The sequence below is a fragment of the Spiroplasma endosymbiont of Apeira syringaria genome (genome assembly GCF_964020205.1).
Taxonomy (GTDB): domain Bacteria; phylum Bacillota_I; class Bacilli_A; order Mycoplasmatales; family VBWQ01; genus Spiroplasma_E; species Spiroplasma_E ixodetis_A.
In genome coordinates this window covers 951,081-971,968 of sequence record NZ_OZ026543.1, presented here as the reverse complement: position 1 = coordinate 971,968, position 20,888 = coordinate 951,081, and the positions used below count along the sequence as shown (strand labels likewise).

General features: G+C 25.7%; 23 protein-coding genes, 7 tRNA genes and 3 pseudogenes. 15 read left to right on the top strand and 18 right to left on the bottom strand.

Annotation, left to right across the window (positions count from 1 at the left end; all coding sequences use genetic code 4):
* Window positions 1-27 precede the first annotated feature (27 nt).
* From AACL02_RS05945 to AACL02_RS05915, 7 genes are all read right to left on the bottom strand, one after another.
* Window positions 28-109: transfer RNA gene (locus tag AACL02_RS05945), tRNA-Leu, on the bottom strand.
* Between the two features lie 65 nt (window positions 110-174).
* Window positions 175-262: transfer RNA gene (locus tag AACL02_RS05940), tRNA-Leu, on the bottom strand.
* 6 nt (window positions 263-268) lie between these two features.
* Window positions 269-343 (bottom strand) — tRNA-Lys (locus AACL02_RS05935).
* 16 nt (window positions 344-359) lie between these two features.
* A tRNA-Gln gene (locus AACL02_RS05930) sits at window positions 360-434 on the bottom strand.
* 10 nt (window positions 435-444) lie between these two features.
* A tRNA-Tyr gene (locus AACL02_RS05925) sits at window positions 445-529 on the bottom strand.
* Window positions 530-540: 11 nt separating this feature from the next.
* Window positions 541-617: transfer RNA gene (locus AACL02_RS05920), tRNA-Thr, on the bottom strand.
* Window positions 618-624: 7 nt separating this feature from the next.
* Window positions 625-700, bottom strand: a tRNA-Val gene (locus tag AACL02_RS05915).
* A 164-nt stretch (window positions 701-864) separates the two neighbouring features.
* On the opposite strand from AACL02_RS05915, the gene AACL02_RS05910 reads away from it, so the two are divergent.
* Window positions 865-1,413, top strand: a complete 549-nt coding sequence (locus AACL02_RS05910) for a hypothetical protein (protein ID WP_339043386.1) — start codon at window positions 865-867, stop codon at window positions 1,411-1,413.
* A 19-nt stretch (window positions 1,414-1,432) separates the two neighbouring features.
* On the opposite strand, the gene AACL02_RS05905 is transcribed toward AACL02_RS05910, so the two are convergent.
* Window positions 1,433-1,615, bottom strand: coding sequence for a hypothetical protein (locus tag AACL02_RS05905; protein WP_339043384.1), 183 nt, complete (start codon window positions 1,613-1,615; stop codon window positions 1,433-1,435).
* Between the two features lie 147 nt (window positions 1,616-1,762).
* Here AACL02_RS05905 and AACL02_RS05900 point away from each other — a divergent pair, with 147 nt between their 5' ends.
* Window positions 1,763-2,455, top strand: coding sequence for an IS1595 family transposase (locus tag AACL02_RS05900; RefSeq protein WP_339043631.1), 693 nt, complete (start codon window positions 1,763-1,765; stop codon window positions 2,453-2,455).
* Window positions 2,456-2,508: 53 nt separating this feature from the next.
* Here AACL02_RS05900 and AACL02_RS05895 read toward each other — a convergent pair whose 3' ends face one another.
* A complete protein-coding gene (locus AACL02_RS05895; protein WP_339043382.1) occupies window positions 2,509-2,658 on the bottom strand; it encodes a hypothetical protein in 150 nt (49 codons plus the stop codon).
* Here AACL02_RS05895 and AACL02_RS05890 point away from each other — a divergent pair.
* The 4 genes from AACL02_RS05890 (at window position 2,639) to AACL02_RS05875 (ending at window position 4,984) form a co-directional block, all read left to right on the top strand.
* The gene (locus AACL02_RS05890) at window positions 2,639-2,917 is read left to right on the top strand and encodes a hypothetical protein (RefSeq protein WP_339043380.1); all 279 of its coding nucleotides are present in this window, start codon (window positions 2,639-2,641) and stop codon (window positions 2,915-2,917) included. The two genes, AACL02_RS05895 and AACL02_RS05890, sit on opposite strands and share 20 nt — an antisense overlap.
* Window positions 2,918-2,923: 6 nt before the next feature.
* Complete coding sequence (locus AACL02_RS05885) at window positions 2,924-3,460, top strand: IS1595 family transposase (RefSeq protein ID WP_281748497.1); 537 nt, start codon at window positions 2,924-2,926, stop codon at window positions 3,458-3,460.
* 269 nt (window positions 3,461-3,729) lie between these two features.
* A complete protein-coding gene (locus tag AACL02_RS05880; RefSeq protein ID WP_339043378.1) occupies window positions 3,730-4,356 on the top strand; it encodes an isochorismatase family cysteine hydrolase in 627 nt (208 codons plus the stop codon).
* Window positions 4,357-4,549: 193 nt separating this feature from the next.
* Entirely contained in the window at window positions 4,550-4,984 is a 435-nt protein-coding gene (locus tag AACL02_RS05875) for a hypothetical protein (RefSeq protein WP_338974693.1), read from the top strand.
* Window positions 4,985-5,144: 160 nt separating this feature from the next.
* On the opposite strand, the gene AACL02_RS05870 is transcribed toward AACL02_RS05875, so the two are convergent.
* The 5 genes and pseudogenes from AACL02_RS05870 to AACL02_RS12505 form a co-directional block, all read right to left on the bottom strand.
* On the bottom strand, window positions 5,145-6,455 hold the full coding sequence (locus AACL02_RS05870) for a glucose-6-phosphate isomerase (protein WP_339043376.1): 1,311 nt from the start codon (window positions 6,453-6,455) through the stop codon (window positions 5,145-5,147).
* A gap of 170 nt (window positions 6,456-6,625) precedes the next feature.
* Window positions 6,626-7,003, bottom strand: a complete 378-nt coding sequence (locus tag AACL02_RS05865) for a S1 RNA-binding domain-containing protein (protein WP_281748327.1) — start codon at window positions 7,001-7,003, stop codon at window positions 6,626-6,628.
* Between the two features lie 322 nt (window positions 7,004-7,325).
* Window positions 7,326-8,341, bottom strand: a pseudogene (locus AACL02_RS12510) (oleate hydratase); the annotation flags it as partial.
* An 87-nt stretch (window positions 8,342-8,428) separates the two neighbouring features.
* Window positions 8,429-9,250, bottom strand: coding sequence for an IS1595 family transposase (locus AACL02_RS05850; protein WP_339043373.1), 822 nt, complete (start codon window positions 9,248-9,250; stop codon window positions 8,429-8,431).
* A gap of 40 nt (window positions 9,251-9,290) precedes the next feature.
* Window positions 9,291-9,416 (bottom strand): annotated as a pseudogene (locus AACL02_RS12505) (oleate hydratase); the annotation flags it as partial.
* Window positions 9,417-9,482: 66 nt separating this feature from the next.
* Between AACL02_RS12505 and AACL02_RS05840 the strand changes: the two are divergent.
* The 3 genes and pseudogenes from AACL02_RS05840 to AACL02_RS12500 all read left to right on the top strand — a co-directional run bounded on the left by AACL02_RS05840 (window position 9,483) and on the right by AACL02_RS12500 (window position 11,422).
* A pseudogene (locus AACL02_RS05840) lies at window positions 9,483-10,603 on the top strand (IS3 family transposase).
* A 12-nt stretch (window positions 10,604-10,615) separates the two neighbouring features.
* Window positions 10,616-11,149, top strand: a complete 534-nt coding sequence (locus AACL02_RS05835) for a DDE-type integrase/transposase/recombinase (protein ID WP_339043369.1) — start codon at window positions 10,616-10,618, stop codon at window positions 11,147-11,149.
* Window positions 11,150-11,161: 12 nt separating this feature from the next.
* Complete coding sequence (locus AACL02_RS12500; protein ID WP_422397846.1) at window positions 11,162-11,422, top strand: transposase; 261 nt, start codon at window positions 11,162-11,164, stop codon at window positions 11,420-11,422.
* Between the two features lie 61 nt (window positions 11,423-11,483).
* On the opposite strand, the gene AACL02_RS05830 is transcribed toward AACL02_RS12500, so the two are convergent.
* From AACL02_RS05830 to AACL02_RS05815, 4 genes are all read right to left on the bottom strand, one after another.
* Window positions 11,484-12,044, bottom strand: a complete 561-nt coding sequence (locus AACL02_RS05830) for a 5-formyltetrahydrofolate cyclo-ligase (RefSeq protein ID WP_339043367.1) — start codon at window positions 12,042-12,044, stop codon at window positions 11,484-11,486.
* Window positions 12,028-12,486, bottom strand: coding sequence for a Fe-S cluster assembly sulfur transfer protein SufU (gene sufU / locus AACL02_RS05825; RefSeq protein ID WP_339043365.1), 459 nt, complete (start codon window positions 12,484-12,486; stop codon window positions 12,028-12,030). Before sufU ends, AACL02_RS05830 begins: the two co-directional genes overlap by 17 nt.
* Window positions 12,473-13,756 carry an aminotransferase class V-fold PLP-dependent enzyme gene (locus tag AACL02_RS05820; protein ID WP_339043363.1) on the bottom strand — a complete coding sequence of 428 codons (1,284 nt, stop codon included), beginning with the start codon at window positions 13,754-13,756 and terminating at the stop codon, window positions 12,473-12,475. The genes sufU and AACL02_RS05820 overlap by 14 nt, the downstream gene beginning before the upstream one ends.
* A 250-nt stretch (window positions 13,757-14,006) precedes the next feature.
* Entirely contained in the window at window positions 14,007-14,822 is an 816-nt protein-coding gene (locus AACL02_RS05815) for an IS1595 family transposase (protein ID WP_339043628.1), read from the bottom strand.
* Between the two features lie 186 nt (window positions 14,823-15,008).
* Here AACL02_RS05815 and AACL02_RS05810 point away from each other — a divergent pair, with 186 nt between their 5' ends.
* From AACL02_RS05810 to AACL02_RS05785, 6 genes are all read left to right on the top strand, one after another.
* Complete coding sequence (locus AACL02_RS05810) at window positions 15,009-17,051, top strand: hypothetical protein (protein WP_339043361.1); 2,043 nt, start codon at window positions 15,009-15,011, stop codon at window positions 17,049-17,051.
* Window positions 17,052-17,067: 16 nt separating this feature from the next.
* Complete coding sequence (locus tag AACL02_RS05805; RefSeq protein WP_339043359.1) at window positions 17,068-18,780, top strand: hypothetical protein; 1,713 nt, start codon at window positions 17,068-17,070, stop codon at window positions 18,778-18,780.
* Window positions 18,781-18,831: 51 nt separating this feature from the next.
* Window positions 18,832-19,251 carry an HIT family protein gene (locus AACL02_RS05800; protein ID WP_339043357.1) on the top strand — a complete coding sequence of 140 codons (420 nt, stop codon included), beginning with the start codon at window positions 18,832-18,834 and terminating at the stop codon, window positions 19,249-19,251.
* A 22-nt stretch (window positions 19,252-19,273) separates the two neighbouring features.
* Window positions 19,274-19,636 carry a hypothetical protein gene (locus AACL02_RS05795; protein WP_339043355.1) on the top strand — a complete coding sequence of 121 codons (363 nt, stop codon included), beginning with the start codon at window positions 19,274-19,276 and terminating at the stop codon, window positions 19,634-19,636.
* Between the two features lie 266 nt (window positions 19,637-19,902).
* A complete protein-coding gene (locus AACL02_RS05790) occupies window positions 19,903-20,025 on the top strand; it encodes a hypothetical protein (protein ID WP_256468302.1) in 123 nt (40 codons plus the stop codon).
* Window positions 20,026-20,242: 217 nt separating this feature from the next.
* Window positions 20,243-20,809, top strand: coding sequence for a hypothetical protein (locus AACL02_RS05785; RefSeq protein ID WP_339043353.1), 567 nt, complete (start codon window positions 20,243-20,245; stop codon window positions 20,807-20,809).
* Window positions 20,810-20,888 lie beyond the last annotated feature (79 nt).

Genomic DNA, 20,888 nt, shown 5'->3' with positions numbered 1-20,888 from the left:
CTTTTTATACTAATAATTTAATATTAGTGGTGCCCAGAGCGGGACTCGAACCCGCATGATTTCTCGGTAGATTTTGAGTCTACTGCGTCTGCCATTTCGCCATCTGGGCAAAATATAGTTTACTTATTTATAAAAAATGAGGAATACTTCTTCGTCATTAATAAATATATAAAATGGTGCCCAGAGCGAGACTCGAACTCGCACAACCTGTAAAAGTCATCGGATCTTAAGCCCGACGTGTCTGCCATTTCACCACCTGGGCATCAAATGGTGTCCCCGGCAAGGATCGAACTTGCGACACCTCGGTTAAAAGCCGAGTGCTCTACCGCTGAGCTACGAGGACAAATTAATAAAATATATGGCTGAGGTGGTTGGATTTGAACCAACGCATGACGGCGTCAAAGGCCGTTGCCTTACCGCTTGGCTACACCCCAATAAGTAATATGGTGGAGGGGGAGGGAGTCGAACCCCCGAACTCGAAGAGATCTGGTTTACAGCCAGGTGCAGTTGGCCACTTTGCTACCCCTCCATAAATAATAATGGTGCTGATGACAGGAATCGAACCTGCAACCTACGGTTTACAAAACCGTTGCTCTGCCGGATTGAGCCACATCAGCAGGTAAATGGTGGAGTATGACGGACTTGAACCGCCGACCTATTGCTTGTAAGGCAATTGCTCTCCCAGCTGAGCTAATACTCCTTATTTTTTGTTTTATTAGAATTATTTATTCTTAAAAAACCTTAATCATTATAATAGATATTTTTCACATTTACAATTATTTTTTAAAGATAATGTAAAATTATTTTATTTTTAATTATTTTTTAAAAGAAAACTTAAGAGAAAAAACCAAAAAAAGTAATTTTATGTTAAATATTACTATTTTATACCTATTTTCAGTTTTTATATATTTTAAATATAATATTTTTTTAGAGTTTGCTACAATTTTTTTGAGCCATATTTATATTAAAAGAAAGAGAAAATTTATGCAAAAAATTTGAAAAAAATTATCAAAGTTAGATAAAATTAGTTTTTACGTATTTATAACTATGTTAATAGTAATGATTTTAGGATTAATTTTAATTGGAACAGTATCTTGAACAGTTAAACCTCTAGGACCTAAAGTGGCAGAAAGTCATGATGGGTTTTGAATTTTAAGAAATTCTCATCCTTGAACTATTGGAGATTTTATTAAGGGTAGTATAACTAATTTTGGTGTTACTATGTCATTAACTGATTATTTTGATAAATTAAAAATTGCAGTTGCTGCATTAGGTGGAACTGCAACTTTAACAGGTACAGCAGAACAGTTACAAACAGGATTAATCTTATCGGTTATTGCTACTCCAATCTTATTGTTTACAAGTATTATTATTTTTGGATACAGTTGTTATTTAAAAGTAGTAAAAAAGTAAAAATAGCAATTTATTAATTTTAAAAAATTCTTATTTTTCACATTAAAGTAAGAATTTTTTTATTTATTTTATAGCAGTAATATAACAATGATATAATTAAAAAAAATAGGTGATAATAATGATAACTAAAAATTGATGAAAAAATAATTACTATTTTATTTTTTTCTGGTTTTATATTTTTATTACGGACTTCTCCCCACATGTACTTGTGGAGGGAATAATGAAACTGAATGAATTCAACAATGCTTTTCAAACTGAACAGCAATGTCTTGCATATATAGCAAATTTGAAAGAAAACAAATGTATTAGGTGTTTTAATTTTAATTTGAATACTTCTGATTTAAAAAGAATGAGATGTTTAAAATGTAATCAAACATTTAGCATTCTCACAGGCACCATATTTTCAAGGTCACAAACATCTTTAACATCTTGGTTTTATCTTATCTTTAGATGAATAAACACCAAACATGGAATTCCATCAACAGATATTGCAAAAGAATTGGGAGTGACTTTGAAAACTGCTTGAAGAATGACTCATAAAATCAGAACACGTATTGAAAAACAAAAACCTCAATTTATTGTTGAAGGTACAGTGCAAATTGATGAAATGTATCTTTCACATATGGGTTTTAAAAAACAAGGAAGATCCTTGGTGAATAAAACCTTGATTGTTGGCATTTATCAAAAAACAACCAATAATTTAATTGTGAAAGTATTGAAAAACGCAAAGAGTAAAAATCTTTTGCAGTTTGCAAAAAACCACATTTCTTCAAAATGTCTTGTATATACTGATTCTTGAAAAGGATATTGCGATTTTAAATCAGTTTTCACTAAGCATGAAACAGTTAACCATCAAGATGGCTATGTTTCAAAAATTGGTGTAAATACCAACCAAATTGAATCAGTTTGAAAACATATAAGAAGAACATTTAAAACACATATCAAAGTTGCAAAACATCATGTTCATTTATATGCTAAAGAAGCTGCATATAAATTCAACAAGATACCTAGTTTTGAAACTGTAATTCTATGTTTGATTTAAAAATGTGGGGAGAAGTCCGTAGATAGGCTTTTCTCAGCATTTATGTGATAAAATTAAAATAGTACATAAAGGGAGAAAAGCCTTTTATTATTATGGTTAATTATGTTATTAAGTATTAAAATAGATATTTTTAATGGATTTAATTTTACGGACTTCTCCCCACATGTACTTGTGGAGGGAATAATGAAACTGAATGAATTCAACAATGCTTTTCAAACTGAACAGCAATGTCTTGCATATATAGCAAATTTGAAAGAAAACAAATGTATTAGGTGTTTTAGTTTTAATTTGAATACTTCTGATTTAAAAAGAATGAGATGTTTAAAATTTAATCAAACATTTAGCATTCTCACAGGCACCATATTTTCAAGGTCACAAACATCTTTAACATCTTGGTTTTATCTTATCTTTAGATGAATAAACACCAAACATGGAATTCCATCAACAGATATTGCAAAATAATTGGGAGTGACTTTGAAAACTGCTTGAAGAATGACTCATAAAATCAGAACACGTATTGCAAAACAAAAACCTCAATTTATTGTTGAAGGTACAGTGCAAATTGATGAAATGTATCTTTCACATATGGGTTTTAAAAAACAAGGAAGATCCTTGGTGAATAAAACCTTGATTGTTGGCATTTATCAAAAAACAACCAATAATTTAATTGTGAAAGTATTGAAAAACGCAAAGAGTAAAAATCTTTTGCAGTTTGCAAAAAACCACATTTCTTCAAAATGTCTTGTATATACTGATTCTTGAAAAGGATATTGCGATTTTAAATCAGTTTTCACTAAGCATGAAACAGTTAACCATCAAGATGGCTATGTTTCAAAAATTGGTGTAAATACCAACCAAATTGAATCAGTTTGAAAACATATAAGAAGAACCTTTAAAACACATATCAAAGTTGCAAAACATCATGTTCATTTATATGCTAAAGAAGCTGCATATAAATTCAACAAGATACCTAGTTTTGAAACTGTAATTCTATGTTTGATTTAAAAATGTGGGGAGAAGTCCGTAGATAGGCTTTTCTCAGCATTTATGTGATAAAATTAAAATAGTACATAAAGGGAGAAAAGCCTAATTTTATTTATATAAATGGTGTAATTGATAGTTTAACCTATCAAAGTAGTCAAGGAATAACAGTAGATATTTTCTTTTTAAAAGTAGGAATTATTTTTACTATTTTCTTAATGCCAATTTGTTCTGGCTGTAGTATAATTTGATTTATTATTAAAAGATTAATTTTTAAAAAATAGAGGTGAATAATGAAAAATAATGATTCATTTATTGAAATGATAAATAAAACTTTGGATAAAACAGTTAATTTAGATTTTAAAACTTTAAAAGGTCATAATATTATATTTATTGTTGATATGGTTAATGGCTTTGCTAAAAAAGGAAATTTATTTTCACCTAATATTAATTCAATTATTAAACCAATTAAAAATTTATTAGCAAAAGTAAATACTAATGAAACCAAAGTTATTGCTTTTAATGATGCTCATAATGAACATAGTCCCGAATTCCATAATTTTCCTAGTCATTGTTTGGAAAATACTATTGAATCAGATTTAGTAGAAGAATTAAAATTTGACAATATTAAGATTATTAAAAAAAATAGTACTAATGGTTTTTTTGCTTTTGATTTTAAGCCAAATTTACAATGGGATAACATTATTATTGTTGGTTGTTGTACTGATATTTGTATTTATCAATTTGCTATTAGTTGTAAAACTTGATTTAATCAGCACAATAAAGAAGTAAATGTTATTGTTCCAATGACAATGACAAATACTTATGATCAACCAGAGCATCCAGCTCATATTTTAAATCAATATGCATGATATTCAATGCTTAAAAATGGCATTACTATTGTTAAGGATGTTATTTAATTAAAGTAGAGTTTTAAATAAAATAAATTTATATAAATAATAAATTTTATCCATATTATTTAATAATTTTTATATTTAGAATAGAAATTATGATAAAATAATAAAATAATTTAATAAATGTTTATAACTAATATAGAAATTAATCTATATTAGGTTTTATTAAATTAAAATATTAGAAAAGGAAGATTAAAAGATGGCTAGTAAAGTAATCCAATCAGAAAGTGAGTATCAAGAACTTGAAAATCAACAATTAATAATAAATATTTTTGAAAAATTTGAATTTAATTTAAATTTTATAAATATGAGTTATGAAGATTTATTAATATTAAATATAAAATTATTAAATAATGAATTTAATGATGTTTATCAAGAGATTATTAAGAATAATGAAATAAATGAAAAATTATCTTTCATTTTTATTGAATGTATTAATCAAGGTTTTTCTGAAGAAAAAGCACAATATTCTATTCAAGAACAAATAACTAAGCATATAGTAGAAAGTTTTTTAATTAAAGAACAAGAACAAAAAATGGTAAATGAAATAAATCAATTTGATTTTATAAATGCACCATCAACTAGTACTGGTATATATCATTTACCATCATTTAAAATACAACTTAACTTATAATTACATTTATTTAGATTATTATTTGCAAAAAAATGTCATAATATAATATTGTAAATTAATAAGTGAAAAACAACTAAGTAAATTATATAAAAACCATTCTTTTCAGAATGGTTTTTATATAACTATATTTTAATGTTTTATTAAATTTATTATTAGGAAATTATTTTTTACCTAATAATGTAAACATTTTCTTTTTGTATACTTCAACACCAGGTTGGTTAAATGGGTCAACACCTAATAATTTTGCACTAACAGCACAAGCCTTCATAAAGAAATAACTAGCATAACCAAACATTTTGCTATCCATTGTATCCCATTCTAATAAAATATTTGGAGTTTTTCCTACTATTTCATCACTATGAGCTTCAATAGTTCCTTGTAAGGCAATATTATTAATTTCATGTAAAGAATGTTTTGTTAAATAGTTTAATTGATCATTGTTTTCTTTATCAAGTGGAATTTTGATATCTTCATTAGGTTTTTTGATTTTTATTACTGTTTCAAAAAACATTTTTGAACCTTCTTGAATAAATTGGCCCATTGAATGTAAATCAGTTGAAAAAACAACACTAGCTGGTAATAATCCTTTGCCATCCTTACCTTCTGATTCACCAAATAATTGTTTTCATCATTCACATAACATTTGCATTTGTAATTCATAGCTTACTAAAATTTCAACTGCTTTATTATTAGTTTTATGTAAATGATAGCGAGAAACTGCATATAAATAAGCATTATTAACATCAATTTTATCACTTTTACATTCTTTTGCTGCTAATTGTGCACTAGCAATAATTTCTTCACAGTTAATTCCTGCTACCATCATCGGAAAAATACCAACAGGAGTTAAAACAGAGTATCTACCACCGATATTATCGGGGATAACAAAGCTTTCATATCCTTCTTCTTTTGCCAAATCATGGAGTACTCCTCTTGTTTTATCAGTAGTAGCGATAATTCTGTTATTAACAATATTCTTATTTTTCTTTTGTTTAATTAATAGTTCTTTTAACAAACGAAAGGCAATTGCTGGTTCAGTAGTAGTTCCTGATTTAGAAATAACATTAATGGCAAATTCTTTATCTTTTAAATATGATAAAACTTGGTGAACATAAGTTGAACTCATATTATTACCCATATAAATTACTTTAACAGGAGCAGTATTATTAAATAAACCTTGCACCATATCAATTCCTGCTCTAGCACCTAAATATGATCCACCAATACCAATTACTACTAAAACTTGTATTTCTTTTTGTAGTTTCAATGCTAGAGTTTTCATTCGCTTTCAAGACTCTTGAAAAGTAATGTCTTTTTGGTATGCAAATGGAAAATCAATTCATCCTAATCAACCATCTTCATTTTTAGCATTACTTTCCAGTTCGGCGTTAATCGCCGTTACTTTTTCTTGATATAAAGTTGATAATTCTTTCATATCTAAATTAGTAAACTTTAAATTAGTTTTTATCACTATTCTATAACCTCCTTATAGTATTTAAAATTAAAATATTAATTCGTAATAATACTATTTAATATTTATAATAAAAATATAGTTGTAAAAATTTTAGATTGCAAGAAAAAAATAAAAAATATTGCTATTTAATGGCAATATTTTTTATTATTTGGAAGAAAAATAGTATTTTAATTATTTTCTTCTTTTTTAAATCAATTATCAACAGTTTCTCTTATTGGTGCAAATCCTTTACCATTTTCTTCAATTGAAGAATTATTGTTTGCCACTAATCCTTGTTCTTTTGTACTTAAACTTAATTGTTGTTTAGTATGATCAATACCTGTTATTTCTGCTTTAACTGATGTACCAATTGTAAAATAATCACTAACATTTTTAACAAATTTAGGGGTAATACGACTAATGTGAATTAAACCAGAAAATCCATTTGGACACTTACAAAAAACTCCAAATTCCTTTATTCCAGTTGGAGTTACGGTAATAATGTCACCAACTTGAAATTGTTGAACATTTGATTCATTTTCTTCATTTTTAATAATTGTACTCATAATAAGTTAATTCCTCTTTCTTTTGTATAATTTAATAATACATAAAAATATTATAACATTATATTTAATCTTGAAGTTAAAATTAATAATATTAATTTTATGAATTTCTAAACATTAGAATGAGAAATTATTAATTGATTTTAAATTTAAAGATTATTAGAATATTAAATTTGTTAGCAACTTGTTTGTTTTTAAAGAAATGAATGTTATTTGTAACAATATCACTAATTTTTTTTAATATTTTTCTTTATTTTATACTTAAAACGGTAATTTAAAATAAATATTTTTATTTTATAAATATTATTAAAAATATTGGAATTTATTATAGTAATCCAGATTTTTCAAGTAATTCTTCTAGAAAAGTTCCCTTGATTTTTTTTAATGCACCTCTACGGAAAATTTTTAAGATGAGAGGAACTTGTATATCATTAATTTTTTTCTTATCTCATAAAATATGAGTTGAATTCAATAGTACTCTAATATCATATGCTGAAGCAAAAACTTCTGGTATTCCTCTATCAACGTTTAATAATTTATAGACGGCTTCCATAGCAGTTCTCACTGAATATTCGGTTGTAAAAACTGTATCATCTTCAGTTTCACTAAAATTACCAATAAATGCTAAATTTTTTGAACCTTCTGGAACTACTAAAAGACGATCACCAATTTCTCTTGGCATAAAATATGAGGTAATAAATGGCATATAAACTGGTACCACATTACATGAGTTTTTAGCAAGTTAAAAGATTTCTTCTTCAGGAACACCAATATGATATAATCACTCTTGAGCTATTTCCATGCCAGAACATTCAGTAATACTTTTTTAATATAATCTCCTTCCTTATTTGAAAGTAATCCATAGATTCAAACAACTAATTGATCATCTGATTGGCGGCTTTTAAAGTGTGGTTGACGATTTAAGGTATAACTTAAAATTCAACTGGAATCGATAGCTGTAACAATTCCACCAGTTACAACTTTTTTAGCATATGGATCTCTTTTACTAATTTTTTCAATATAAGGTGCCATTTTTTTATCTATAGTTGTTAATGTTGCTGAGATAAATCAACTTTCTTTTGGTAAATTTGCATAAAATTTTTCTGGTTTTCCAAAATCTTCACTTTGCTTTGCCAAATTTTCTCATAATTCTCAACTTCCACCTAATTGGAGTTGTTCACTAATTGGTGCTGGAGTATTATGATCGCCGTATGTTGTACTTTCAGTAATACTGCCATTAGTTACAAAAACGAAATCATTTTCTTTTAATATTATTTGTTGTTCTTTATTCTTTTTTTGAAAAATGATTTTTTTTGCAATTTTTTCATTATGTTCATTTTCTGAAAGGCTTTTCTCCCTTTATGTACTATTTTAATTTTATCACATAAATGCTGAGAAAAGCCTATCTACGGACTTCTCCCCACATTTTTAAATCAAACATAGAATTACAGTTTCAAAACTAGGTATCTTGTTGAATTTATATGCAGCTTCTTTAGCATATAAATGAACATGATGTTTTGCAACTTTGATATGTGTTTTAAATGTTCTTCTTATATGTTTTCAAACTGATTCAATTTGGTTGGTATTTACACCAATTTTTGAAACATAGCCATCTTGATGGTTAACTGTTTCATGCTTAGTGAAAACTGATTTAAAATCGCAATATCCTTTTCAAGAATCAGTATATACAAGACATTTTGAAGAAATGTGGTTTTTTGCAAACTGCAAAAGATTTTTACTCTTTGCGTTTTTCAATACTTTCACAATTAAATTATTGGTTGTTTTTTGATAAATGCCAACAATCAAGGTTTTATTCACCAAGGATCTTCCTTGTTTTTTAAAACCCATATGTGAAAGATACATTTCATCAATTTGCACTGTACCTTCAACAATAAATTGAGGTTTTTGTTTTGCAATACGTGTTCTGATTTTATGAGTCATTCTTCAAGCAGTTTTCAAAGTCACTCCCAATTCTTTTGCAATATCTGTTGATGGAATTCCATGTTTGGTGTTTATTCATCTAAAGATAAGATAAAACCAAGATGTTAAAGATGTTTGTGACCTTGAAAATATGGTGCCTGTGAGAATGCTAAATGTTTGATTACATTTTAAACATCTCATTCTTTTTAAATCAGAAGTATTCAAATTAAAACTAAAACACCTAATAAATTTGTTTTCTTTCAAATTTGCTATATATGCAAGACATTGCTGTTCAGTTTGAAAAGCATTTTTGAATTCATTCAGTTTCATTATTCCCTCCACAAGTACATGTGGGGAGAAGTCCGAAAAATAATTCAATTATTTTTTTACAAGCCTCTTCATTTAAAGTAAACTTACCATCATCTTCTGTTCTTTTCCCTTGTTGATGAATAAGTCGACACTTAGAATAATTTGGATCTTCTTTATTTAATCAGTATGGATGGGTTAAACTTTATTGGACACTAATTACATAGACAAGTGAACAAAGAAAGGAACTATAATTATGGCCAATATTAACTCATATACCGATGAATTTAAAAAACAAATAGTAGCTTTATATCAAAGTGGCAAATCAGTATCTTGCCTTGTTAAAGAATATAATGTCACAAGAGCAGCTACTTACAATTGAATTAAGCAATTTACTAATTCAGGTAGTTTTAAAACTAAAGATAATCGTTCTGTTGAAGAAAATGAATTAATTAAATTAAGAAAAGAATTAAAACAATTAAGAATGGAAAATGATATTTTAAAGCAAGCAGCACTAATAATAGGCAGAAAGTAGAGATTATTGCAAATAATAAATCTAAATATAAAATTCGCACAATGTGTCATTTTTTAAAAATCTCTAAATCAACATATTATTTTAATTTAAAGAAAAAAGAAAATAAAATAAAAAATAATATTTATGAACAAGCTGTTATTAGTGCTTTTAAAAAAAATAAAGAAGTTTATGGTACTAGAAGATTAAAAGTCATTCTAGAAAACCAAGAAATTTATTTATCAAGACGAAAAATTAAAGAAATTATGAATAAACATAATTTAATATCAAAATACACTAAATTATCATTCAAAAATTATCATAATAAAGTCAATGATAGTCAAATAACCAATCTTGTTAATAGAAACTTTAATAATATAATTAAAAATGAAGTTATTGTTAGTGATTTAACTTATGTTCAAGTAAATGGTAAGTGAAACTATATTTGTTTATTAATTGACCTATTTAACCGCGAAATAATTGGACATAGTGTAGGTACTAAAAAAGATGCATCATTAGTATATCAAGCATTTATGCACTAAAATCGCTGTTTAAAAGATATTCAAATATTTCATAGTGATCGCGGTAATGAATTTAATAATAAAATTATTGATAAACTTTTACTAGCATTCAATATTAATCGCTCTTTAAGCAAAAAAGGTTGTCCTTATGATAACGCTGTTGCTGAAGCAACCTTTAAAACTTTCAAAACCGAATTTATTAATGATAAAAATTTTACATCATTAATCCAATTAAAATTAGAATTATTTGATTACATCAATTGATATAACAACATAAGAATTCACGGCACTTTAAACTACTTAACTCCAGTTAATTATCAAAAAAAAATGTCTACCAAAAAATAGTCCTAAAAAGGGTTGCCATTCCAGTGTCATTTTTTAAAACTCTCTAAATCAACATATTATTTTAATTTAAAGAAAAAAAATAAAATTCAAAATAATATTTATGAACAAGCTGTTATTAGTGCTTTTAAAAAAAATAAAGAAGTTTATGGTACTAGAAGATTAAAAGTCATTCTAGAAAACCAAGAAATTTATTTATCAAGACGAAAAATTAAAGAAATTATGAATAAACATAATTTAATATCAAAATACACTAAATTATCATTCAAAAATTATCATAATAAAGTCAATGATAGTCAAATAACCAATCTTGTTAATAGAAACTTTAATAATAGAGTTAAAAATGAAGTTATTGTTAGTGATTTAACTTATGTTCAAGTAAATGGTAAGTGAAACTATATTTGTTTATTAATTGACCTATTTAACCGCGAAATAATTGGACATAGTGTAGGTACTAAAAAAGATGCATCATTAGTATATCAAGCATTTATGCACTCAAATCGCTGTTTAAAAGATATTCAAATATTTCATAGTGATCGCGGTAATTAATTTAATAATAAAATTATTGATAAACTTTTACTAGCATTCAATATTAATCGCTCTTTAAGCAAAAAAGGTTGTCCTTATGATAACGCTGTTGCTGAAGCAACCTTTAAAACTTTCAAAACCGAATTTATTAATGATAAAAATTTTACATCATTAATCCAATTAAAATTAGAATTATTTGATTACATCAATTGATATAACAACATAAGAATTCACGGCACTTTAAACTACTTAACTCCAGTTAATTATCAAAAACAAATGTCTACCAAAAAATAGTCCTAAAAAGGGTTGCCATTCCATATTTATTGATTAATGTATTTAATTTTAGATTAAAATATTAATTAGTAAAAATATAGTCTAATGGTATATCTCAATTATCGTGATTAATTATATAATGAATTTTTTGAATAGCAAAACCAAGTCCTATTTTACTAAAGTTAAATTTATTTTTAGATAAATAACGGTCGTAAAAACCTTTACCATAACCAATACGGTAATAATCTTTATCAAAGGCAATTAATGGTACTAACATACAATAAATTTGACTTCCTATAACTTTTTGGCAATTTAAACTTGGTTGTCCAATTTTAAAATCATTATCAAATACGATATCGTTTCAACTATTAATAAAGTAAAATTCCAAATGTTCACCATTCATTCTTGGTAAACAAACTTGTTTTAGATTTTTTCATAATAATTCAATAATTTCTTTAGTTTCTACTTCATATGGTAAGGAATTATAAAGAGCAAATACATTATTTTGTTTAAAATAATGTGATTCATTAAATTTATTGAAAATAATTTTATTTCACTTTTGATAATTATTTTTAGAAACATTTTTTAATTTTTTTAAATAAATGGTTCTTAAACTAATTTTATCCTTAATTTCCATTTCCATTTTTTTCACATTCTTTCTCAATTATTTTATTAATACCATTAATACCAATAAGGGCACATTTAATTCGATTACGCTGTCTTGGTACATTTTTAAAAGCAATCATATTTTCAATTATTTTATCATTAAATTGCTTTTCTGATAACATTGCTTGATAATTAATAATAATTTCTTTTATTTGTGATATTGTTTTACCTTCAATTAAAATACAAAAAAGATCGGTTGCTGCAGTTGAAATAGCACACCCAATTCCAGTAAAGCGTGCGCTATTAATAACTTTATTTTTAATAGAAATTTCAACATGAAAATTATCAACACATGATTCATTGTTTTGATGATATTTCAAACTATTTGGTAAATTTTTAAAACTTTTATTTTTTGGATTACTATAGTGTTCAACAATTAGTTTGCGATAATAGTCTTGATTGTTATTAAAAGAATTCATTTAAAAAATCTCCTCCTTCATTAATCCCTTTTTTTAAAGATATTACTAATAAGTCAATATCTTTTTTACAATTATATATGTAAAAACTAAGACGAATTGTTACTTCAGCGTTAATTATATTAGGTAATAATTTAGCACAATAAGTTCCACTGCGTACGCATATATTTTGTGTTCCTAAAAAATTAGCAACATCTTGTGCAAATACTTTTTTAATATTAAATATTATGTTACTACTATTGCCATCAATATTATAAATTTCAATATTATTTCCTAAATGCGCTGTTAATTGTTCAATTGCGTATTTTTTTAGTAAAATTTCATGATTTCTAATATTTTCAATACCAATGTTTAATAAATACTTAATAGCTGCACCTAGCCCAAATACACCCGCAATATTTTGTGTTCCACCTTCAAAACGATAAGGACTATTTAATAAGTTAAATTTCCCATTTTCATAAATATCACCATTCATGCCTCCGCCCAATATTAGTGGATCTAGCATATTTAATCATTCGTTTTTTCCTCAAAAGACACCGATTCCAGTTGGACCAAAAACTTTATGACCAGAAAATCCAAAAAAATCAATATTTCAATTTTTAACATCATTTTTTATATGTCCTATTGATTGTGCACCATCTATTATTACTAAAATATTTTTAAAAATTCAATTATCACTTTTAACATTTTTTTTACCATATTCTTTAATAAAATTAGTTAATGTTTCAGTATCATTTTCTATTGCTAAAGAATTATTAATATTTGCAAAAGCAACTATTCTGGTTTTAGGTGTTAAAACTTTTTTTAAACTTTCAACAGTAATGAATCCTTGTTTATTTGTTTCAATAAATTTTATTTTAATTTTTTTAGTTTGTATCAAACGATAAAATGGTAAGAGTAATGAGCTATGTTCTAAAGTGGTTAATAAAATTTCATCATTTTCTTGTAAATATTTTTCTAAGCCAAAAGCAATTTGATTATAAGCAAAAGTTGCTGAAGGACAAAAAACTATTTCGTTTTCGTTACTATTAATAAATTTACTAATTGTTTTTCTAGTATCTTCAAATATATCATTTCCCTTAACAGCAAGTTGATAATCTTGACTATGTGGATTAATACAATATTTTTCATAATAATCGCTAACAGCATCAATAACTATTTGTGGTTTTAGTGAAGAAGCGGCTGTATCTAAATAAACTAAATCAGGATTATTTTTAAAAAAGGGAAAATCATTTTTAAAGATATTATCATTAATGTTTATTTTTTTATTCATATTTACTCCTATATCATTACACCAAATATAATATACTTATACTAATGATTATACACTTAATTTTGTGCTAATTTTCTTAAAATTAAAAAATGAATAAAATATTATTTGTGCACTATAAAGTAATAATATTTAAAAAAAATAATATTTTAAATTTTTTAAAATAAATAAGGCTTTTCTCCCTTTATGTACTATTTTAATTTTATCACATAAATGCTGAGAAAAGCCTATCTACGGACTTCTCCCCACATTTTTAAATCAAACATAGAATTACAGTTTCAAAACTAGGTATCTTGTTGAATTTATATGCAGCTTCTTTAGCATATAAATGAACATGATGTTTTGCAACTTTGATATGTGTTTTAAATGTTCTTCTTATATGTTTTCAAACTGATTCAATTTGGTTGGTATTTACACCAATTTTTGAAACATAGCCATCTTGATGGTTAACTGTTTCATGCTTAGTGAAAACTGATTTAAAATCGCAATATACTTTTCAAGAATCAGTATATACAAGACATTTTGAAGAAATGTGGTTTTTTGCAAACTGCAAAAGATTTTTACTCTTTGCGTTTTTCAATAATTTCACAATTAAATTATTGGTTGTTTTTTGATAAATGCCAACAATCAAGGTTTTATTCACCAAGGATCTTCCTTGTTTTTTAAAACCCATATGTGAAAGATACATTTCATCAATTTGCACTGTACCTTCAACAATAAATTGAGGTTTTTGTTTTGCAATACGTGTTCTGATTTTATGAGTCATTCTTCAAGCAGTTTTCAAAGTCACTCCCAATTCTTTTGCAATATCTGTTGATGGAATTCCATGTTTGGTGTTTATTCATCTAAAGATAAGATAAAACCAAGATGTTAAAGATGTTTGTGACCTTGAAAATATGGTGCCTGTGAGAATGCTAAATGTTTGATTACATTTTAAACATCTCATTCTTTTTAAATCAGAAGTATTCAAATTAAAATTAAAACACCTAATACATTTGTTTTCTTTCAAATTTGCTATATATGCAAGACATTGCTGTTCAGTTTGAAAAGCATTGTTGAATTCATTCAGTTTCATTATTCCCTCCACAAGTACATGTGGGGAGAAGTCCGATAAATAATTGGTAATTAGTTATTTCATTTTAAAATTAATTAGAAAAAACTATCCCTTAAATATAAATTTTATGTTAAGATATCTTAGTAAAATAAATTAAAAAATCTTTTTTTGCTATAGATTTAATTAAAAGGAGTGAATAAAGTGCGCAATATTCTTGCCTTAGTTGCAGCTTTCACGTTATCATCAACATCAACTATGTCTATTATAGCTTGTAATAATTCAAATGAAAGAGGCACAACTAATGTTTTCGACTGAAATAGTGCTTTTATAGATACAAGTACTACGACTGACACCTTTTTTAATTACTTATTAAATAATCCCAACAGTGGATGAGGTAAAACATTATATACTGATATTAATCAATATATTAATCTTTCAATTTTAAAAAATACTCCAGAATATAAAGATGATTATCTTGCTGCTTTGACAGCAGCTCAATCTGAAATGGAAAATAAAATAAAATCATTACAAGCAAAATATGGTCGTTCATGAGAAAAACAATGAAAGAAAGTATTGGGCGATGATGATGTTAATACTTACATTGATAATATTTTAAAAAAGAGTGCTTTAGGTATTATTCAACGTAGTTATGTTACTAGTAATTATAAGGATTATAAATACTACAATCAAAATGAAATTAATATTTGATTAAAGGATTTATGAGAACAAGTAAAGAGCGAAAACAATCCAAATGGTACTTATGATAGTGTACAAGAATACATTAATGGTAAAGCAGGTAGTATCGCTCTTGGTAAATATTCTAGCAAAATTTGAATTGTTGCTAATGCTAATAATTCAGAATCAGATGCTATTGCAAAATTAAACGATAATGTCAAAATTGCTAAAACATGAACTGGTGTTAATATTAGTCTTCCTGTTGTAAAAACTAGTGATGATAAGAATGATAGTAATTATGAAACAGATTCATACAATACTATTGATGGCTTATTAAGTGATAATCAATCTAAAATAGCTAAAGTAATGTTAAGAAATCAAGAATTAATTTGAACTCGTCAAATTGTTATTCCTTTTGACTATACTGCTAAACCTTTACAAGAAAAGATTAATGCTTCTCAGTTTTCTCAAAATAAAACTAAAATTAATGAAATTTTAAACAATATTAGAACCAATGGTTTCGATCAAACATTCACCGAAGAAAAAGGGGCCGCTATTACTGATGTTAGTAAAACTGGTGATTTAGGATTAATGGATATTACTAAATCTTCACAAGAGAATAGTCCTTTTTATTATTACTTATATCGTTATGTAACTAGTGCTGAAGGTGTTGGTAAAAATGTTGATGGTATTCAACCATATAAATTAACACAATTTACTTCACCAACTGACAAGGAAAAGGGTTTAGATGACTTAATTCCTTATATAGACCGCGATAGTATTAAAGATAAAGGTAAAGATGGTACTAGTCAATATAATGATTTAGTTTATATGAAAGATATAAAAGGACCACAACTTCCTGATGCTGCAGTTAATAATGGACCTGGAGTTGGCATTTTTATTGATACTGGTGGTATTCATTTTATTCAAACGCCAGGTATCACATATCAACAGCAAGACAAACCTAAAAGCGATGAATTAACTTATAATATAATTAAAACATTTAAAAATCATAGAAAAGATACTTATCAGTGAAAAGACTTAGCACCGTTATCTGAGCGTCCAGGTGGATTATCTGATTCTCCTTATCTTGATTATTTACAAACTGGTTTTTTATTACAAAAATATACTCCAAATACAACTCCTACTTTTAATTTAAATGATGCATTAACAGCCTTTACTGGAGGTACTGGAGGTACTGGTAGCATTGGTGATGCAACTTGATGAGATTATAATTTATACTTTAATAATAACTCAAGTTTAATTCATTGAAATTTACAGGATATATTTGGTTCAAGTCCTCTTGATCCAACTGATAAGAAAATTAATGACTTTGTTGAAAAAATGAAAAGTTGATTTGATAAAACTAAAGAAAATCGTTGAAACAATAGACAAGGTATTAATATTAATGCAACATTTAAGGATAATATTATAAAAACTAATAATACATGAGATGGCTTTACACAAGATGCACCAGTTGCTCGTATGGATACTAATATTGCTAATTATCTAGATGTTGTTGGGAAACGAACATTATGATGATATGATCCAAGTATCATTAGTTCTTAGACGGGAGGTATAAAAAATGAAAAAGATAAAAAAGATTTTACCATTATTAACTTCAGTTACTCTTTTATCTGGCCCTGTATTATTATTAGTTGCTTGTGATAATGAACGTGATATGAGTAATTTACCTAGTGGTAAAATTCCTGATGATTATAAAAATCGTGTATTATTTAATTTTTTAGGAGTAAACTTTAATGAAACGATTTCTGCTCAGTTTAAGAATACTTATTCACAAGGTCTTGATTTTATTTTAAAAGATGTTGAAGGAACAATTGCTCAGCAAAAATTTTATGAATTTTTTCATAAGAAACTTCATTATAGTGAAGACACAAAAAATGCAAATGGTACTACTACAATGGGAGAAGCCAATAAAGCTTTTATAAAACTTAAAGATGATTTAGGATTAAATTTATTAACTCAAAAGTACTTAAGTGGTATTAATAAAGCTAATTCACTAGATAAAGTATCAGCAGCAGATAATAATGAGTTATTATTTCAAAATCAAAGTTGACATCAGGATGGTACAAGTAAATTTAATTATCAAAATGTAGAATTTTATAAAGAAAAAAATAAAGATACTGATAAAGTTAATGATCCTGATCAAATATTTACTCCTGATAGTTTATATAAAGATTATGGTGATAAAGATGCTGCTTTTGATGAACAATTAGCTGCCATTGCTAAACATCCAGATGACAATTATAGTAATGAAATTGGTAAATTATTACCAAATGATGCTAAAAAATGAAATAGTAGTGCTGGTATTAATAAAACACAAAAAGGTCTTTCTGGTACTGATATTCCAACTTATTCAAAATATTTAAAACGTTTCCAATGATTATTACGTTTTCGTTATCAACAATATTATCAATATCAAATTTTACCAGAATTAAATCAAACTTTATTTACAATGTCTTATATTTTAGACAATATTGTTGATATTAAAGATAATGAAGCAGGTAAACCTATAATTTCAACCCAAACAAATAACCTTTACATAAGTCAATTACAAGATACTACTGGTTGACAAAAGAGTAACTATAATGTAAATTGAAACTTTACTACTGATTTAGCAAATGCGCAAAGCATTGATCAAAAATGAAATAGTAGTCCTTCTGAATCTCCAAAGTGAGAGTCGATTGTTAAAAATGATGATTCAGGAAAAGAAAAAACTTTAAATTCTGATTTTTTTACTCAATTAACAAGCGGTAATGCCTCAACTATTAGTGAAATTGATCCTAATTTTGGTGCTAATGGTTTCTTAAGTACTGCTACTACTACCCAAGAAGCTGCAAGTTGAGTAACTAATGGTGGATTACATTACACTACGAATAATAATATTGCTACATTTACTTACTCTGCTCCTATTTATTTCCTAAACCTTTTACAAAATTTAGATTTTAGTTTTTTAAATAATAAAAACAAAGGCTGAGTTCCAGAAATTAGTAATTTAATTCATTCATGAAACAATAGTGGTAATGCTAGTCTTGAGACAGATTTCTCTAAGTATATAAGGGGTGATGCTAACGAAAGCACTATTACCCAAGAAACAAAGTGAAATATATTTTGACAAATGTTATATTCTATATCTGCTAGTGATTCTGCAACTAACGATTCACCAGTAGCTGAAAACTTTAAAATCGCTGCTCAAAATTTATTTCCAACATATATTCCAAAAAATAATATATATGAAGAAGGATTTTGAAATAAGGTAAAAGAGTTTTATCCATAATAATACTTAATATTTTAATTTATACTTATAAAGTAATTTGAGGTGAAATATATGACAAATAAAGCATGCATTTTTTGTACAATTATTAAAGATACAAATAACTTAATTTTTGAAGATACAAATACAGCAGCATTCATGGATATCAATCCCGTAACTAAAGGACACATTCTAGTAATTCCAAAGCAGCATTTTGAAACTTTTATTGATACTACACCCAAAATAGTGAGTGATGTTAGTATCACAACTCATAAAATTGCTAATTTGCTAATAAAAACTATTCCCGAAATTAAAGGATTTAATATTTTAACTAATAATGGTAGCGAAGCATTTCAAGAAGTGTTTCATTATCATGTTCATATTATTCCAAAATATATTCGTGAAAAAGGGTTTTTAATTAATAGGACAAAAGAAAATGTTAAAATTGATGATATTAATAATATTAAAAAAATACTAAAATCACAATTAATGTAAAAAATATTTAAGGAGGAAAAAAATGAAAAGTCTTAAGTTATTAACTTTACCTAAAATATTAATGCTAATTGGTGCTGTATGAATTATTGTTTTTAGTTTATTGTATGCAGCGGGATTTATAACTTATAGTTTCTATGGCTGAAATGAAAATGGAGCTACATTAGTTATAATAGGTATTATTTATATTCTAATACCATTTTCAGTTAAACCTGGATTATGATCAAGACTATGAGCACTATTTATATCATTTCTTTCAGTTATAATAGTTATTGGTTTATTTGTTGGCAAAGATGTAGATTATAAGTCAACATGAACTTATATTAATGCTTTACCACATATTATCATGGCGTTTGGCTCTATTTTATGAATATTTAATAGTAAATAAGTCATAAAATAATTATTAATAACTTAAAATATTGGTTGAAAATAGTATTAAACCAATTTTTAATAAATAATTAATAATATTTTTAGAGTTTATTTTCAACATAAATAATAAGAAAAAAATATTATAATAGTTATTAATTATCAAATTTTATAAAAATTATTAATTGATGAGTGGCATAACTACCTTTTTGTTTTCATCAAAAAAGCATTTTTTATTAATGATGCTATAATTTTAAGCATTAATAAAAAAATAAAGGAGATTGAGATATGAAAAAAAGAAAAGTATTACATTGTTCAAGTTGTAATAAAGAAATTAATGGTAATGATTTAGCTTCAAACTCAAAAACAGCAAGAAAAATTATGAAATGCCCAGAGTGTGCTAATCAATAATTTTTTTATTATTAATAAAATTTATATTATTATCAATAGTCCTTATCAACTAATTTTAAAAATTTTTACTGATTGTTTTAGATTTCTAAAACAATTTTCATCTTAATTGTTAATAAAACAAATTATAAATAAAAACAATACTAGTCTATATCTATTGATATCAAAGGCAAGAATATAAATAACTTATTTTTGAAATCAAAATATGGAGGAGTATTATATGTCTAAAAAAAATAAAAATTCAAAAATTATTGCCGGAATAATTAGTTCTGCGGTTTTAATTAGTGGTGCAACTACTGGTATTTTATATAATTCTGAAATGGAAGAAAATATTGAAGAAGAAATTGAAATTGAAAAGAAAAAAAACTTAGAAATAATTTTTCCTAAAGGAAAAAGAAATTTAGGTAAAATTTATATTGGACAAAACATAACTGCTATAAATGATGATGAAAAAGTAAAAAAAGAAATTATAGATATTTTTAGTAATAAATATAATATAGATGTAACTAGTTTGGAAATTAAAATTGTTAATAACCAAAATCAAGCAATAATTACTTCAATAAATGAAGATATTTATATTGGAACAGTAAAGCTTAAATATAGTCCTAATAGATCTTTTGTAACGTTAGATTATATTGTTCCTGATTTGAATATAAGAGATGAACAAGTTCCTACTTATTCTTATCAACATCATCAAGAAATTTTATTTGGAAAAAATAATATTTTAAATGATAATGAATTTAAAAATTTACCTGCTATAAATGATTTTATTAATATTTTAAATTAACAAGTTAAATTTAAAGCAAATGAAGAATCAAATAATGCTTTTAAAAAGTTGGAAAATAATAATGATAATTTTGAAAATT